Source organism: Nonomuraea turcica (assembly GCF_030718205.1).
Taxonomy (GTDB): domain Bacteria; phylum Actinomycetota; class Actinomycetes; order Streptosporangiales; family Streptosporangiaceae; genus Nonomuraea.
This window is the reverse complement of record NZ_JAUZQF010000055.1, coordinates 15,629-31,223: the sequence shown is the minus strand read 5'-3', so window position 1 is coordinate 31,223 and position 15,595 is coordinate 15,629. Positions and strand designations below refer to the sequence as shown.

General features: G+C 64.8%; 7 protein-coding genes and 2 pseudogenes. 8 read left to right on the top strand and 1 reads right to left on the bottom strand.

The features are described from left to right. From Q9G87_RS59130 to Q9G87_RS59105, 6 genes and pseudogenes are all read left to right on the top strand, one after another. Positions 1 to 201 (top strand): annotated as a pseudogene (locus tag Q9G87_RS59130) (IS1380 family transposase); the annotation flags it as partial. A 228-nt stretch (positions 202 to 429) separates the two neighbouring features. Then, entirely contained in the window at positions 430 to 1,197 is a 768-nt protein-coding gene (locus Q9G87_RS59125; protein WP_305925468.1) for an ISL3 family transposase, read from the top strand. 516 nt (positions 1,198 to 1,713) lie between these two features. Next, positions 1,714 to 2,706 (top strand): annotated as a pseudogene (gene ltrA / locus Q9G87_RS61270) (group II intron reverse transcriptase/maturase); the annotation flags it as partial. 34 nt (positions 2,707 to 2,740) lie between these two features. Continuing rightward, the gene (locus tag Q9G87_RS59115) at positions 2,741 to 3,181 is read left to right on the top strand and encodes a group II intron maturase-specific domain-containing protein (RefSeq protein ID WP_305925466.1); all 441 of its coding nucleotides are present in this window, start codon (positions 2,741 to 2,743) and stop codon (positions 3,179 to 3,181) included. Between the two features lie 241 nt (positions 3,182 to 3,422). Then, positions 3,423 to 4,202, top strand: a complete 780-nt coding sequence (locus tag Q9G87_RS59110) for a transposase (protein WP_305925465.1) — start codon at positions 3,423 to 3,425, stop codon at positions 4,200 to 4,202. 49 nt (positions 4,203 to 4,251) lie between these two features. After that, complete coding sequence (locus Q9G87_RS59105) at positions 4,252 to 4,530, top strand: transposase (RefSeq protein ID WP_305925469.1); 279 nt, start codon at positions 4,252 to 4,254, stop codon at positions 4,528 to 4,530. Between the two features lie 726 nt (positions 4,531 to 5,256). Here the strand turns inward: Q9G87_RS59105 and Q9G87_RS59100 are convergent. Further along, positions 5,257 to 8,169, bottom strand: coding sequence for an AfsR/SARP family transcriptional regulator (locus tag Q9G87_RS59100; RefSeq protein ID WP_305925464.1), 2,913 nt, complete (start codon positions 8,167 to 8,169; stop codon positions 5,257 to 5,259). A gap of 572 nt (positions 8,170 to 8,741) precedes the next feature. Here Q9G87_RS59100 and Q9G87_RS59095 point away from each other — a divergent pair. Further along, positions 8,742 to 14,369 carry a LamG-like jellyroll fold domain-containing protein gene (locus Q9G87_RS59095; RefSeq protein ID WP_305925463.1) on the top strand — a complete coding sequence of 1,876 codons (5,628 nt, stop codon included), beginning with the start codon at positions 8,742 to 8,744 and terminating at the stop codon, positions 14,367 to 14,369. 78 nt (positions 14,370 to 14,447) lie between these two features. Beyond that, positions 14,448 to 15,302 carry a hypothetical protein gene (locus tag Q9G87_RS59090; RefSeq protein ID WP_305925462.1) on the top strand — a complete coding sequence of 285 codons (855 nt, stop codon included), beginning with the start codon at positions 14,448 to 14,450 and terminating at the stop codon, positions 15,300 to 15,302. Positions 15,303 to 15,595 lie beyond the last annotated feature (293 nt).

The window sequence follows — 15,595 nt, the reverse complement described above, 5'->3', positions numbered from 1 at the left end:
AAGAACCTCACCGCCTTTGAGATGCGGACCGGCTGGAAGTACTCCATCATCGCCACCAACATCGGCCGCATGTGGGGCATCGCCGGCTCCCACCACCCCCAATGGCTGGACGCGCTGGCCCGCGCACGCGCGGTGGTCGAGGACCGGGTCCGCGCCGGCAAGGCGATGGGCCTGCGCAACCTGCCCAGCCAGGACTGGTGATGCCGCTCAGGTGAAAGTGGCTCTGGCGATCTTTGTGTGGTGCCGTCACAGACAGTGGTCGAGACTCTCGCCCGTGAGTGATCGCAATCGGATAACTGGCCGCGCATAGGTGCGGCCGCCCCGTGAGGATCTTGTTCGACCAAGAATTTGATCATCACCTGAGCGGCCGCGAGGTTCATTGTGCCCTGTGCGCAGCATGCGGTGGCGGGCGATGCCTGCTGCCTGAGGATGTTCTTCCCCCACCTGGCCGAACTCCTCGTCGAGGAGGTGACCGATAACGGGGACTACGTGCTGGTCACGGCGCATACCGAGGGCGGGCCGGCGGCCTGCCGGGCGTGCGGCACCGTCTCGTCGCGGGTGCATGGCCGCTACCGCAGGCTGCTGCATGATCTGCCCGCTGCGGGCCGCCCGGTCCTGATCGCGCTCACGGTCCGCCGCCTGACCTGCCAGAATCCGGCGTGCCCCGTCCGGACGTTCGCCGAGCCGGTGCCCGGTCTCACCCGGCGCTATGCCCGCCGCACGAAACTGCTGCGCCGGCTGCTGGAGTTGATGGCGCTGGCCCTGGCCGGACGCGCCGCCTCCCGGCTGCTCGAGCAACTCGGCGTACGCGTCTGCCGGGACACGCTGATCGGTCTGGTCCGCGCCCTGCCCGACCCCGCGATCGGCCAGGTCACCGTACTCGGGGTCGACGATTTCTCCAAGAAACGCGGACGCTCCTACGCCACCGTGCTGATCAACATGGACACCCACCAGCCCATCGACGTACTGGACGACCGGACCGCCGACGCCCTAGAGCAGTGGTTACGCGACCATCCTGGCGTCCACGTGATCTGCAGAGACCGGGCCGGAGCTTATGCGGCAGGAGCCAAGGCCGGGGCACCTGAGGCGATTCAAATTGCTGATCGCTTCCATCTCTGGCAGGTGCGCCGTGAGGCGCTGATTGATCGAGTGGAGGTGAGAGACCTTCGCCGCCGTCCTGTCGCAGCAGGGCGGTGAAGCTGGGGGCAGCCCGACCCGGGAGGTGCCGGGGAGGGTGGCAAGCGGCCCCGACAAAGCCGGGACGTGTCAGGACTGCCAGATGGCGCGGGTCCGGCGAGCGAGACGGAGAGGTATACGAGAGGAACCGGTGCGTGAAGCCTCCTAAGGTGACATCAGCTCGAACCTGGTGGATCTGGGCTGGTTGCGGTGCGTGCTCGCCTTTGTTCCAGGGCGGGCAACTTCCGGGTGGTGGATGCCAGACCATCCGGGAGGCCACGGTGAAGTGCTGCGGGGTAGCCGTGGCGATGCCGCGGGGGTATAGCCGGGTGCCTACTCCGACGAGCGATCAATCAGTGAACACGGGAACCTCCCCGGCCTCGCCCATCGCCTACGCGACCAGCGCGGGCGACCAGGGCTGGGCACATCGTCGGCCGATCAGGTCGTGGGAGGGGCGGAGCCGCCGTAGTACTCCGAGCCGGGGAGAGCCCGGCACATGGGGAAGGGCGGCAGCGAGATCGCAAGGGAGGTGCTGCAATGTCCGGAGAATCCGGGGTGGATATCCCGGTCGCGTGGCCTTCGGTGCTGGCCGCTGAGGCGCGGGTACGGAGGATGCAGACCAAGCTGCACCGTTGGGCATTAGCCGATCACGGCTTCCGGTTCGACGATGTCTTCAACTTCGTCTGCGACCCGGCCACCTTGGTGATGGCGTTTGAGCGGGTCGCGGGCAACGCTGGAGCCCGGACGGCGGGCGTGGACGGCATGCGTGCCGCCGACGTCGAGGCGTCCGGGGTGGGCGCGCACCTGAACCGCATCCGCTCGGCACTGAAGGCGGGAACCCTCTGGCCGCTGCCGGTGCGGGAGCGGATGATCCCCAAGACCGGCGGGAAGCTGCGCCGGCTGGGGATCCCGACCATCACCGATCGGGTGGTGCAGGCTGCGCTGAAGCTGGTCCTGGAGCCCATCTTCGAGGCGGACTTCCATCCGTGTTCGTATGGGTTTCGGCCCAACCGGCGCGCGCACGACGCGATCGCCGAGATTCACCTGTTCGGCTCCCAGGGATACCGCTGGGTGCTGGACGCTGACATCGAGGCGTGCTTCGACCGCATCGATCACGCGGCCCTGCTGGGCCGCGTCCGAGCGCGGGTGAAGGACAAGCGGGTGCTGGCGCTGGTGAAGGCGTTCCTGAAAGCCGGGATCATGACCGAGCTCGGCGAGCGGAACGAGACCATCTCCGGAACACCGCAAGGTGGCATCCTGTCACCCCTGCTGGCCAACATCGCCCTGTCGGTGCTCGACGACTTCGCCGCCGAGCACTGGGCGCGGGCGATGGCGAGTCGGCAGGATCGCGAACGACGCCGCTATCGGGGCCTGGCGACCTGGCGATTAGTCCGTTACGCGGACGACTTCGTCATCATGGTCCACGGCACGAGGGAGCACGTCGAAGAACTTCGTGAACGGGTGAGTGAGGTCTTGGCGCCGATGGGTCTGGTCCTGTCACCTGCCAAGACCCAGATCGTCCACCTAGCGGACGGGTTCAACTTCCTCGGCTTCTATCGTCTGGATGCGCAAGCGGGGAACGGACAAGTGGCATGTCTATACCTTCATCGCCGACAAGCCGGTCGCGTCGCTGAAGCGGAAGATCAAGGCACTGACCCAGAGGTTGTCGCATCTCGATTACAAGATCGCGCTGATCCGGATCAACCAGATCCTGCGCGGCTGGGCCAACTACTTCAAACACGCGGTCGCCAAGCACACCATGCAGCGCCTGCACACCTTCGTCTGGTGGTGCGTGGTCTGCTGGGTGATGCACCGGCACCGCATGACATGGAGGGCCATCCAGCGATGGCTCCGCACTCCGCAAGGACATTGGAAGCCCATCGAACTGGACGGGATCAGGCTGTTCGACCTCGGCAGAGTGCCGATCACTCGGTATCGCTACCGGGGCAAGGCCATCCCCAGCCCTTGGCCGGAGGCCCTGACCAGCCCGACTCCAACGGCATGATCTCGTGGAGAGCCCGGTGCGGTGAGAGCCGCACGCCGGGTTCGGCGGGCGGGCCGGGGAAACCCACCGGGAGCAATCCCGGCAGGGCGCCCCGGTCCGACCCAACAACCTCTGCGACGCGGTCGAGAAGACCGTCATCGCCTGCCGTGCCGACCTGCGTGAACCCGACGCCGATGACGCTGAACCCGCCCACGAGGAACCCGGCGACCAGCAGCTCGACAACGCACTCCCGCCAGAGTCGATGCCAGATCAGCCATCGGAGGAGGAATGCCGGCTCATCATCCGGACCCGTGAACGCTACGCCGCGGTGCGGGAACTGGCCGCCAAGGACTGGACGATCTCGGCGATCGCACGCAAGCTGCGGCTGTCCCGGCCCACCGTCCGCAGGTTCGCCTGCGCCGAGGCGGTCGAGGACCTGCTGACCAAGGCGACCGGACGATCGGACCTGCTCACCCCCTACCTGCCCTACCTGATCCAGCGGTTCAACGACGGCTGCACCGACGCCGCCCGCCTCACCCGAGAGATCCAAGCACACGGATACCAGGGCAGCCCGCAGACCGTCCGCCGCTATCTGCACCCGCTGCGGGCCTCGGCCACCGCAGCCCACGCACCCTCCTCGGCACCGACCATCCGCGAGGCCACCCGGTGGATCACCCGCCGCCCTGACCGGCTCACCCCTGACGAGCAGGCCAGACTCGCCGACCTGCGAGCTCGCAGCCCGCGCCTGGACGCCACCGCCGGCCACGTCGCCGCCTTCGCCCAGATGATGACCACACTGACCGGGACGGCCGAGAACCTTCAAGCGTGGATGGCGGCCGTCGACGCCGACGACCTGCCCGGCCTGCACTCCTTCACCCACGGCATCCGCCGCGACCTGAACGCCGTCGTCAACGGGCTCACCCTGCCCCACAGCTCAGGCGCAGTTGAGGGCAACGTGACGAGAGTCAAGGCGCTCAAGAGGAGCCGATACGGCCGAGCCAACTTCGACCTTCTCAGGAAGATCATCCTCTGCGCCCATTGAACGTGCTCACGATCCGTGACGCCGCCACACAAAGACCGCCAGAGCCAAAATCGCAGAGCGCCATCACTGGACCGTCAACTCCGGGTGGATACTGGCCGCCAACCTCGGCCACGACCTGGACTGCTGGATCCGCCTGCTGACCCTGCACGACCAGGACGGCCTGGAACGCGCCGAGCCGGACACCATGCGCTACCGGCTCTATCACCTGCCCGCCCGCCTGGCCGCCCACGCCCGGCACCGTCACCTGCGGATTGAACGCAGCTGGCCCTGGGCCCAGGCATTCGTTCTGGCCTGGCAGCGCCTCACCCAGCTACCGGCCCTCGCCTGAGCGCCGGACCCTCACCTCAACGACCAGGAAGGAGCCCAGCCCCGGGCCCGTGGAACCCGGCGCCCCCGCAGCGACATGCGACGGCCCGCCCCAACCGCGCAGGGGACATAACCGGCAAGACCGCGGACTCGATGAACGTCAACAAGCCCCTGACGAATCGAGGCTGGGGCCGGCGGCAGCACACATAATGCCACCGAATGACAAATCATTTAAGGAATCGATCACATCGTCGACGTCTTCGCTGCCGATATGCCCGGTGCAGTCCCAGTCGTATCCTCAATAAGTGGACTTGCGAGTTTGCCAGCTCTTACCGCCAACCGATTTAGGCGTCTTAAGCTTCTTTGCGGTTTTTGGGATTTTCTTCGAGGTTTTCTTTGTGCCGTCAAGGTCTAGATTGTTGACGGGATCTTGGGAAGTCTACTCGTAGGGGTTGTCGCTACCTCCCAAGATCGGCAGCTGGCCGCTCTGTAGCCCGGTTCCACGTGCACCAGTCGCTACACAGCCGGACGTCCCCTCCGGCTGCGGGCCGCGCCTGGCGCGCAGGCGTGGGCGCTGGACCTGGCCGCGCAAGAGAAACCGGATGCACGCCATCGGCCTTCCGGCATCACACTTATGCTGTGCCCGGTCAACCACCCGCGTGACACGGCCGAGCGGAGCGAGGCAGACCAGGTGCGCGGCCTTGCCGCGGCCGTCCTACAAGTCCACGTGACCTTCGAGTAGGGACGACTACGCCTGCAACTCTCTCTCGGCGAGCGCTTGGGCCAGCCCGCTCCGTGCGGCCGCCAGCTCATATGGATCGTTGATCTTCTCCGCGATCTCCAGCGCCGCACCGAAGAACTCTCTGGCCTTCGAATGATCGCCGTACACCGCATAAGTGCGCCCCAGCCCGTTGCGCACCCTGCACTCGGTCAGACGCCCGGGCACCTGCTGCGCAAGATCGAAGGCCTCTTCTTGAAGTCGAAGAGCCTCCGGGAAACGGCCCTGCCTCAACTCGACCTCGCCAAGATGGCACAACGCCTGCGCTTCTAGCGTGCGATCTTCGAGCTCGCGAGCGATCCGCAGAGCCAGTGCAAAGTTTTCGAGGGCTGATGTCAGGTGCCCCAAGCCGACGTTGGCCATACCGACGTAGAACAGGATGTCCGCCTCGTCGTGCCGCCTGCCGCGTTCCTGGCAATACGCCAGAGCAACATCCAAGTCCTCCAGCGCACGCTGCATCCTGCCCAGCTTGACGTTGATCTGCCCAGCCAGGTAGATAGCGGCTAGCTCGCCGGGCCAATCATCGATTTCGCGGTACAGGTCTCGCGCCTGCGCGTTCGCATCGAGGGCATTGCCGAGTCCACCGGTACGGAAGAGTCCGAAGGCCACGTAGTACTGGGCCTCGGCATGCATGCGCTTGTCCTTCGTGGCCACGGCCAACTCGACTGCCCTTCGCTGGCAGATCAGGAACTCGCCGTACAGGTCGACTTCGATGAGAGCGTGCCCCAGAGTGGTGAGGATCTTCGCCTCGCCGTTGAGGTCGCCCACCTGCCGTACGGCCTCCAGGGCCGCACGTTGCACGATGATCCAGTCGTCGATCCGCCTGGTCAGATAGAAGTGGTACGCCGTGATGTAGGCGAGTTCCCAGGAGTGGATGGGCAACCCGTTGCTGGCGGCATGGGTGATCAGAGCGACCGTGTTATGGAATTCACTGTTCAACCACGCCTGAGCGCTCTCTTGGTCGGCGAATTCCTGTACCCCGCCCGCAGGTCCGGGAACGCTCGGATGCATTAACCGGCCGTCGGGGTCGACGTAGGTCATCGCGGCGCGCGCGGTGTGGGTGTGCCAGCCGAGCAAACGAGTCCACGCCTCCCGTCGCTCGCCCTCCGTGTCCGCGAGCTCCCGGGCGTATTCACGTATGAGGTCGTGCATAGTTACGCGCTGGTTCGAACTGTGAGCTAGGTGAGCACGTACGAGCATGTCCACGGCCTGGCGTGTGGTCTCCAGGCTCTCACCCAACATGGCCGCAAGTGCGCCGAGGCTTACGTCGCGGCCCGGGTGGAGGCTCGCGATGCGGAACGTCAATCGTGCCAGCTCTGGCAGTGTTTGATAGGACAACGCGAATGCGGAGCGGACGCCTATGTGAGGGTCCTCGACAAGGTCGAGTGTTCTCAGACGGCTTCCTTCACGTAGCCGCGCCACCAGGTCGGCCGCCGGCTCTCGCTCACCGTGGACCTGCGCGGCGGCCAGGCGCAGAGCGAGAGGCAGGTAGCCGCACAAGGCGGCGAGCTCGCCGATCGACTCCTTGTCCTGCTCGTCGCTCAGAAGGGCGAACAGTAGCGCCTGTGCTTCTTCTGGTGAGAGGACGTCCAACTGGACGATGTCGACTTCATGAGTAACGGCAAGGCTCCGCAGCGAGTCTCTGCTGGTGATCAGGACCCTGCTTGCTGAGGAGCCCGGGAGCAACGGCCTGACTTGTTCGGCGGTGGCCGCGTTGTCCAGCACGATGAGCATACGTTTGTCCGCGACGGCCGAACGGTACATTGCAGCTCGCTCGTCCGTCTCGTGAGGGATTTCCTCCAACGGAATGCCGAGTCCCCGCAGTAACTGCCGCAACGCCTGTGCCGCAGTGACCGGGGCGTTGCGAGAGTAGCCGTGGAGGTTCACATACAGCTGGCCGTCGGGGAATTGGTCGGCCCGAAGGTGCCCCCAGTGGGTCGCCAGGGCGGTCTTGCCGACGCCTCCTGCACCCGCGATAGCGGAGATCACCAGTGCCTTGGCAGGATTCGCGATCAAGAGGGCATTAAGCGTGTCGAGGTGCTCGTCTCGGCCGGTGAACCGGGCGACATCGGCTGGCAATTGCCGCGGAACCAACTTCGGCCGTGGTGGTCGTGCCTCGACTGGTCGTACGGGATCGTTCAGCCTGAAGAGGTCCGGGTCCGCGCTGAGAATCGCCTGGTGTAGCCGTTGGAGCTCGTCGCTTGGCTCCAGCCCCAGCTCGTCGCGGAAGCATTGACGCGCCAGCCTGTACTGTTCGAGGGCGTCTGCACGTCGCCCGTCACGATACAGCGCGACCATCAGCTGGCTGCGGAAGCGCTCGCGCAGGGGAGCGGTGGAAGTGAGCTGTCGGAGCTCGCCGATCAGCTCGGCATGACGGCCAAGCGCGAGATCCGCCTCGATGCGGTCGGTGAGCGCGGCGAATCGCAACTCCTCCAGTGCATGACCTTCGGTGGTCTGGAATTCCGGGCGCGTACCTGTCAGCGCGGGCCCTCGCCACAGATCCAACGCGGCGTGCAGCCGTTCAGCGGCTCGCGGAAGATCGTTAGCGGCTCGGGCGGCGTTCGCGGCGGCGACCTCAGCGTGGAAAACGGCAAGGTCTGAAGCGGTTGCGGAGACCCTCAGCGAATACCCACCGGAGCTGGTGGAGATCTCACCCTCATTGGTGAGGAGACGGCGCAGGGACCACAGATGGTTATGCAGAGCGCGGCGCCCAGCAGCCGGCCGATCGTCGCCCCAGAGCGCCTCGAGCAGGTGGTCATGGGGCACCACATGGTTGGCCCGAAGGACGAGAAGCGCGATCAACGTCCGCTGCTTCTCGCCGACAATCGGCACTGCGCCTCCGTCGCGCCAGATCTCAACCGGCCCTAAGACGCGAAACTCCACCCGACCCCCTTGAGCGCGGTGATCTAGTACCGAACTTCCCCGAGCCTCCATCGTGGTTCAGGTCTGTCTCGGGCACCACAACATGCGATAACAGATCAGCATGACAAGGTCGTGACAATGTGGAGAGAACCTCCACAGCACCCTCGTCCATGCTCGTGGAGGTAGTCCCGGGTCGCATCGGTCGTCAGCATGTTTCCGCGACCAGGGAGTTTCTGACTTAGATGGAGGAATGGGTGTCCCTCTTTCCTTGATCCCGGCTGTGACCACTTCTTACCGGGAGATCGCCCTCTGGCAATGCCGGGTCGGCCGGCGTACCCGCCAATTCCGAGAAGGCTGATTACCTCTTTTTCGGGCCGTAGCAGATTTATCGGCTCTCACAGGCTGGGCGTTACAGCCTTTCCTGTGAGACTTTATGTGCCCTTTCTTATATTGCCGATTGATCTTGCTCAAGGTAAAGGTTATTTGCCATTCCAACACACAGTAGATTGAGGGTGTTAGTGAACAAGTTAGTTAGCACGGCAAGGCGGAACTTGCCGCCTCGCCGTCACATCGCGACCGCGACGGTGCTTACGGTGGCAGCATCGCTGCTGGTAGCAGGTGTTTCAGGCGCGGCACAGGCGGACCCGGAGCCAAACCCGACGCCGCCCTCTCCTTCCGTAACCACCTTTCCGCGGCCCGAGGATCCCGACGCCCCGCTACGTGCGGCAATCGAGGAAGCCAAAAAGCAGAAGAAAGCGGTGGCCGTTGAGGCGGCATTCACCGAGACGTCGCGGATCTGGGCTTATCCCGACGGACATCTGACCACGCACTTCTATGGGGGGCCTGCCCAGCTGAAGCAGGCCGACGGCTCCTGGGTATGGCTGGACCCTACGCTCGTCGAGCAGGACGGGATTCTCAAGCCCAAGCTCGCCAAGGCGAACGTGCAGTTCTCGCTCGGAGGTGATAAGCCGTTCGTGTCCATGGAGCGCGCCAAGGGGCAGAAGTTCGCCCTGTCGTGGCCCACCGCTCTGCCGCGCCCGGAAATCAACGGCAACGTCGCCCGGTACGCCGACGTTGCGGGCAAGGGCGCCGACTTGGTCGTGACCGCCTTACCCACCGGATTCCAGCATGACGTGGTGCTGCGCGAGCGGCCTACCGGTCCGCTGGAGTTCCGTTTCCCGGTGCAGACCACGGGGATGGAGCTCGATGTGACCAAGTCTGGCGGGCTGTCGCTGGTCAGCCCGAAGGGCAAGACGGTGATGTCGGCTCCGACGCCGCGGATGTGGGACAGCGTCGATCCCGCCGTCAGTCTGCCTCCGCGCGAGGCCAAGGTGAAGACCGCAGTCGAGAGCGTCGGCGGCCAGAGGGTGCTGGTGCTCAAGCCGGACACGAAGTGGCTGGCCGATCCTGCGACCCAGTACCCGGTCACGATCGATCCCACCACCACACTCGGCGTCACTCAGGAAGTGTCGATCGGATACCCCAACAGCCAGACAAGCCCTGGCTATGTGTCGCGGTGGAACCCCCGGACCTGCCCCACCCCGACCACCTGCGGCTACACGAACGAGCGGGCTACCCGGGCGCTGCTGGCCTTCGACACCGCACCGATCAACGGCCGACAAGTGGTCAAGGCCACCATGCAGCTGGCTCTCAGGGCCGAGGTCACCAGCTGCACCGCCTTCCAATCGATCATTGCGCACCGCATCACCCAACCGTGGGTCGCCGACAATACCTACTGGGGCAACCAGCCCGCCACCACGCCCGAGGAGCGCTCCTCCATCGACGCGTGTGCCCAGGTTCGTACCAATGGGGCAGTGTGGAGCTGGGACCTGACCGCAATGACTAGCCTGTGGGCCTCCGGCACCCCCAACCACGGGTTGATGCTGCGCCTGGGCTCGGAACTGCCGGTGCCCAAGGACGTTTCAGAGGACTTCAAGTTCTGGGCGCAACTGTGGGGCACGAACGTCCCCAAGCTGAGCGTGGACTGGGTGCTCCCGCCGGAGATCCCCACGGTGACCGCTGAGTCGATCGACTCCATCAGCGGCAATGACGCCATCGCCCGCAGCACCAACGTCAAGGTGACTTACAAGTCCAGCGTTCCCGAGGCAAGGCCCCTGGACTATACGGTCACCGTCAACGACTCCACCATGCCCCCTCCACCGGTCCAGCTCCCCGCTGGCGAGGCCGCCTCGTGGAAGCTCGATGAAGAATCTGGCGCCACCGCGGCCGACTCTTCCGGCAATGGGAACACCGGCACTGTCACGGGAACCTACAACCGTGTCCCTGGCCAACTCGGCGGGGCGGTCAATCTCGCCCCCGGCGCCTTGCTCAGCGCCGGTAAACCGCTGATCAACACCGACCAGACCTACACCGTGGCCACCTGGGTGCGCCTCAACAGCAGCACCAACGACCAGGCGGTGCTGTCCCAAATGGGCACCCACATGCCCGCTTTCACCCTGGGCTACAAGGTCTCCAACGCCGCAGAGCTCGACCGACGCTGGATGTTCTCCGCAATCACGCAGGACAGTCCCGACCGCATCCAAGAGATCCTCATGCAGTCGGAGAAGCTCGCCAAGATCGGCCAATGGACGCACCTGGCGGTGCAACATGACCAACCTGCACACAAGTTCCGGCTGTACGTGGACGGGGAACTGGCCGGCGAACGCGACTACACCATCGGCTGGAACGCCCAGGGCGATTTCCAGGTCGGCGCCGGCAGAGTCCTTGGCAACCTGGCAAGCCTGAACGGCGCAGTGGACGACCTGCGCGTCTACCAGCGGGCACTGACCAGCCAGGAGATCCGCTCACTGGTGGTCTCGCCCAACACCACCACGCACAGCAACATGCCCTCCGGCCAGGTGATCGACAAGACCTTCGCGCTGGACAACCCGGCCAGCCTCAAATTCGTCGTCAAAGCCTGCCGCACCGGTGTGACTCCGCCCTCCTGCAACGAGAGCCCGGCCTACCGGATCACCTCCGACGCGCCGATGCTCCCGACGGACACCGAGACTGGCATGGCCGAACCCTCTCAGCCGATTCTGTCCGGCATGGTCAACCGCCCCTCCGGCGGCCCGGTGACCGCGAAGTATTACCTGTACGACAACAACGGGGCACCGGTCGGGGCTGTGCCGCTCGGCGTTCGCAGCGTCAACGGCGGCGAACGCGCTTCCTTCCAGATCCCCGCCAACACCGTGCAGCCCGGAACCACGTACAAGTGGCAGATGGTGGCCTGCGCCGTCGGCCAAGCCAGCGAGACCACGCCTCCGGACCCGACGCCAACTCCCACACCCACGCCAACACCCACCCCGCTACCAGAGGGTCTCGTCGCGGCCTACGGCATGGACGAAGGTAGCGGGACCACCATCGCCGATGCCACCGACAAGGTCGGCCCAGGCACAACGACTGACACCAGCTGGGTTGCCGGTAAGCATGGCAAGGCACTGACCTTCAACGGCAGCACAAGCACGGTCACGATCCCCCATAGCAGTGTGCTCCGGCTCACCACGGGGATGACCCTCTCGGCTTGGGTCAATCCCACCACCGTGTCTAGCTGGCGAACCGTGGCGATGAAGGGCCACACCGCCGGATCCGCGTACGGGCTGTACGCCTCCAACGGCACCGTGCCATCGGCCTGGTTGCTCAAGCCCGACACCACCGGTCACCAGACGGTCAACGGCACCACCGCTCTGCCGGCGGCCGCCTGGAGCCACCTCGCCGTCACCTACGACGGCAGCATCGCCAAGCTGTACGTCAACGGCACCCAAGCCGGAGAACTCGCCATGACCGGCAGCCTGGTCGACGACGGCGGCGCGCTCCGTATCGGGAGCAACGCCAAATGGGGCGAATACTTCAGTGGCGCCATCGATGAAGTACGCGTCTACAACCGCGCACAAACCGCCGCCGAGATCAAGGCCGACATGGAAACCCCGGTCAACGTCCCGGTCCCGCCCGCGAGCCCCACACCCACACCCACAATCCCGCCCGCGAGCCCAAGCGCCATCGAAGAGATCTGCACGTCCAAGACGACGCCAATCTCCTTCACCGTCCCGGGCACCCCTCCGCCGCCTCCGGCAGAGGACATCCGTCACATATCCCTGGGCAAGGACAGCCTCGTCATCAAGACCGCCAAAACCGATCCGGCGGCCTGTGACGGGGGTCCCTGTGCGGTGACCGACTCCACGACCATGAGGATCGGCGGCGCCGGCACCGAGAGAACGGCCACGATGATCGGGATCTCGCTCAGCGAGATCCCCGACGGCGCGGCCATCACGGAAGGCATTCTCGATCTCGGCACGCCCACCTGCTCCTCGGGCGTGTGTCCCTCGGATGGCGTCGTCACCGTGACACCGCTGAAGAGCCCGGTCACGAGTGAGAGCAAGGGCTCGGACCTGGCGGGCGACATCGACACCGGCAAGACGCCGTACTCTCTCCCGCTGAGCGACCCCAAGGCGAATGTCGCCGACAGTGCGTACCAATGGCTGCTGCTCACCTGGGACAACGACGAGACCGTCACCTTCGGAGACGGGCCGGCCGCGGGGCAGCCGTCCCTGGCGCTCACCTACCTTCCGGCCGGCCCACCTAGCAAGGTCCTCAACCTGACCGCGGCAGGCGGGGACGCGAGCGCGGTGGCGAGTTGGGGCGTGCCCGAGGACAACGGCAGCATGGCCATGCTGGACGGGTACGATGTCGAAGTCGCGGACAGCGGCGGAAGCGTGGTCAAGACGCTGACGGTGACCTCCCCCTGGGCCTCGATCAGCGGTCTGGCCAACGGCGCCACCTACACGATCAAGGTCCGGGCGAAAACGACCTTCGGCACGGGCGACTGGGAAGCCGCCACCGCCACCACCAAGGTCGTTCCTCCCCCACCCCTGCCTACTAGCTCCACGGATTGTGTGCTGGAAGCCGAACCCGGCTCGGCGCGGACAGCCAGTGCGGCGACCGAGTCGGGAGTGCAGGCCTATCTCGACCGGATTAGGGCCTACTACCAAGCACAGGACGCGGTCCTGGAAGGCAGCGCCGACACCATCTGGGACGCCCCGGGAGTCACGCCAGACGGTCCCGCCACTGCGAAACTCTCCCTGCTGAATACGCTCCTGACGCATCAACGTGAGGCTCTGATCAACGCCGGTAAGCCGCGGAGCAACTCCTCGGTGGAGCTGACCAACCCCGTGGTGCGCACGATGCCGGACGGCACCGTCCGCATGATCACCGAAGTCAAGCGCACGTGGACGGAGCCGAGCGAATCCGAGGGAGCCTCGGCCCACTCGACATCCCTTCAGGGCTCCGCCGGTCAGATCGAACCGTCCGAGTTCACCATCTCGGTGTTTGTCTTCGATCGGTGCGGTGACGTGACCATTATTGAGGTGCCGCCGGAGGACCTTCAGGACCCGAGTGACAACCACGACCCGTGCTCGGGAATGGTCGACCCGGATGGGACGGAGACTCGGGTGTGCGGCACCTCTGCCGGGGGCAACGTCCCTCCCGGCCCTGGCCAGGGCACCTGCTGGATGAAGAGTCTGAGCCTGTACTGCGAGGTGAAGCAGAGCCTCGGCAAGAAGAATTGGCACATGCTCACCACCGCTCACTCCACCTGGACCCGGCACAGCAGCTACGGCGACCTGAAGCCGTGGCAGCGGTGGAACCTGGAGAAGTACCAGAACTTCGTGTTCGCTTACCCACAGAACAAGAAGTACTGGAACACGCAGTTCGGTAAGGCGTTCCAGACGGCCCTTCAGACGAAGGGCTCAGGCGCGATGGGGGTCAAGGGGCTGGCCTGCTTCCGGCACAACCTGCAAGCCGCCGATATCAAGGCCGGGTTCAGCATCAATCCCGCCGAGAAGGGCGTGTCCGGAGAGATCGCCCTAAAGGGAGACCAGGACGACAAGTGCGGCGACTACAACGCCACTAACGAAGATACGAACAACAAGACGACTGTGCATTCCAGCACAACGGACATCGTCGCGGAATGCAAGGTCCCATATCTCGGCTCCTGCGACGTCGATCGTTACGGTCATCTGTCGAAGAGTCTGCTCAAGGCATACTTCTCGGTGACCGTGAACGGCAAGCCGGTGAGGTACTCGGTCAAGACGGAGCACTCGATAACATGCCACATGGAGCTCAACCATGACTCATTGTTTCCTGGCGACATCTACCCGATGACCGCCTACTGGCCGCTGGGCTGCCGCGGTTCAGCCACCCCGCTTTACGGCGGGCTAAACTAGTATTTCTCCTCGGGGGAGCACGCCCAGGCATACCCGGACCACCAGGTATGCCTGGGCAGAGAGGGAGAGGCGATCGGCATGAGGTTACTGACTCATGGCAGACGGCTAGCGGCCATCATCGTTGTAGCGTTTGCCGTCGTGCTGGCAATGGTGGCATGGAATCACCTCGCCGGACCGTGGGCAAGTGTGAGCTCCAGCGACATGCGAAGAGTGTTATTGAATGCAATCGCTATCTCCCATCCCGAGTACCATGTCGCCTTCGACCAGATCAGTGATGAGCAGCTGACCGTCCCAGCTGATGGCGGCAACATCCCTATAAAAATCTCTCCGCTGTCCCCGTGGCCTGTCGGAGGATTCCCTATACCGGTGATGACAACTCTCGAGTTGAGGGCGGACGGAAGTATAGGACTACTCAACGCAAGCGGAAATGGGCGGGTACCCGAGGCCCTGAAGAGAATTACCTCCGGTCCAAGTGGATTTCCGGAGGACGTCGACGATAAAGCCGTAGTAGCGGATCTCGACGGTGCGATACTTGTGCAAGCGGTCATAACTTTGAAGTCGCCATTGACGGAGCAAACGATTCGTGGCTTCACGCCTAACGCCATAGATACGATTTTCGTGGGCGAACGATCTCGTGAACCAATCATCGCTTGGCCCAATGGGACATGCGAGAGTCGCGGCATTACGGGCTGCTCCGAGCAGACCACGACGCCGCTGGTGCACCAGTTCCAGAAGTGGGTCTCGCAATTGGGCGCCGAAGACGACGCTCTTCTCAGCCGGGTGGGTCTCGGCGCGCAGGATCTCCGTGAGCGGGCGGCGGGCGGGCTGGCCTGGGGATACATCGTCAGTCTGCATCCCGCGGAACTCCGTTCGTTAGCCGCCGACTCTCGTGTCGCAGGATGCACCCTCGTCGGTGTGGAGCTGGATACCTGACCACGACGTGTGGGCACCCCAGCCAGGGCTCGCTTCCCCTGGAGTGAATCTGGCGTTGGTGTCGAGTCAGGGCTGAAGCGTTCTCGGCTGGTGGACACATGCGGGCATGACGCGGCCGGTTGGCTGAGGGGCACCCTCGGGGTGCGAATGACAAATGCGACCCCCGAATCTTCCACTACGCGCGAAAGGAAGGAGATTCGAGCAATAAGCTCACTGTCCCCCCCCACGTTCTGGAGTGACTACAAGGGCTGGTAAGAGAAGAGTACTGACACCCCTGACGCGGCTTATCGCTG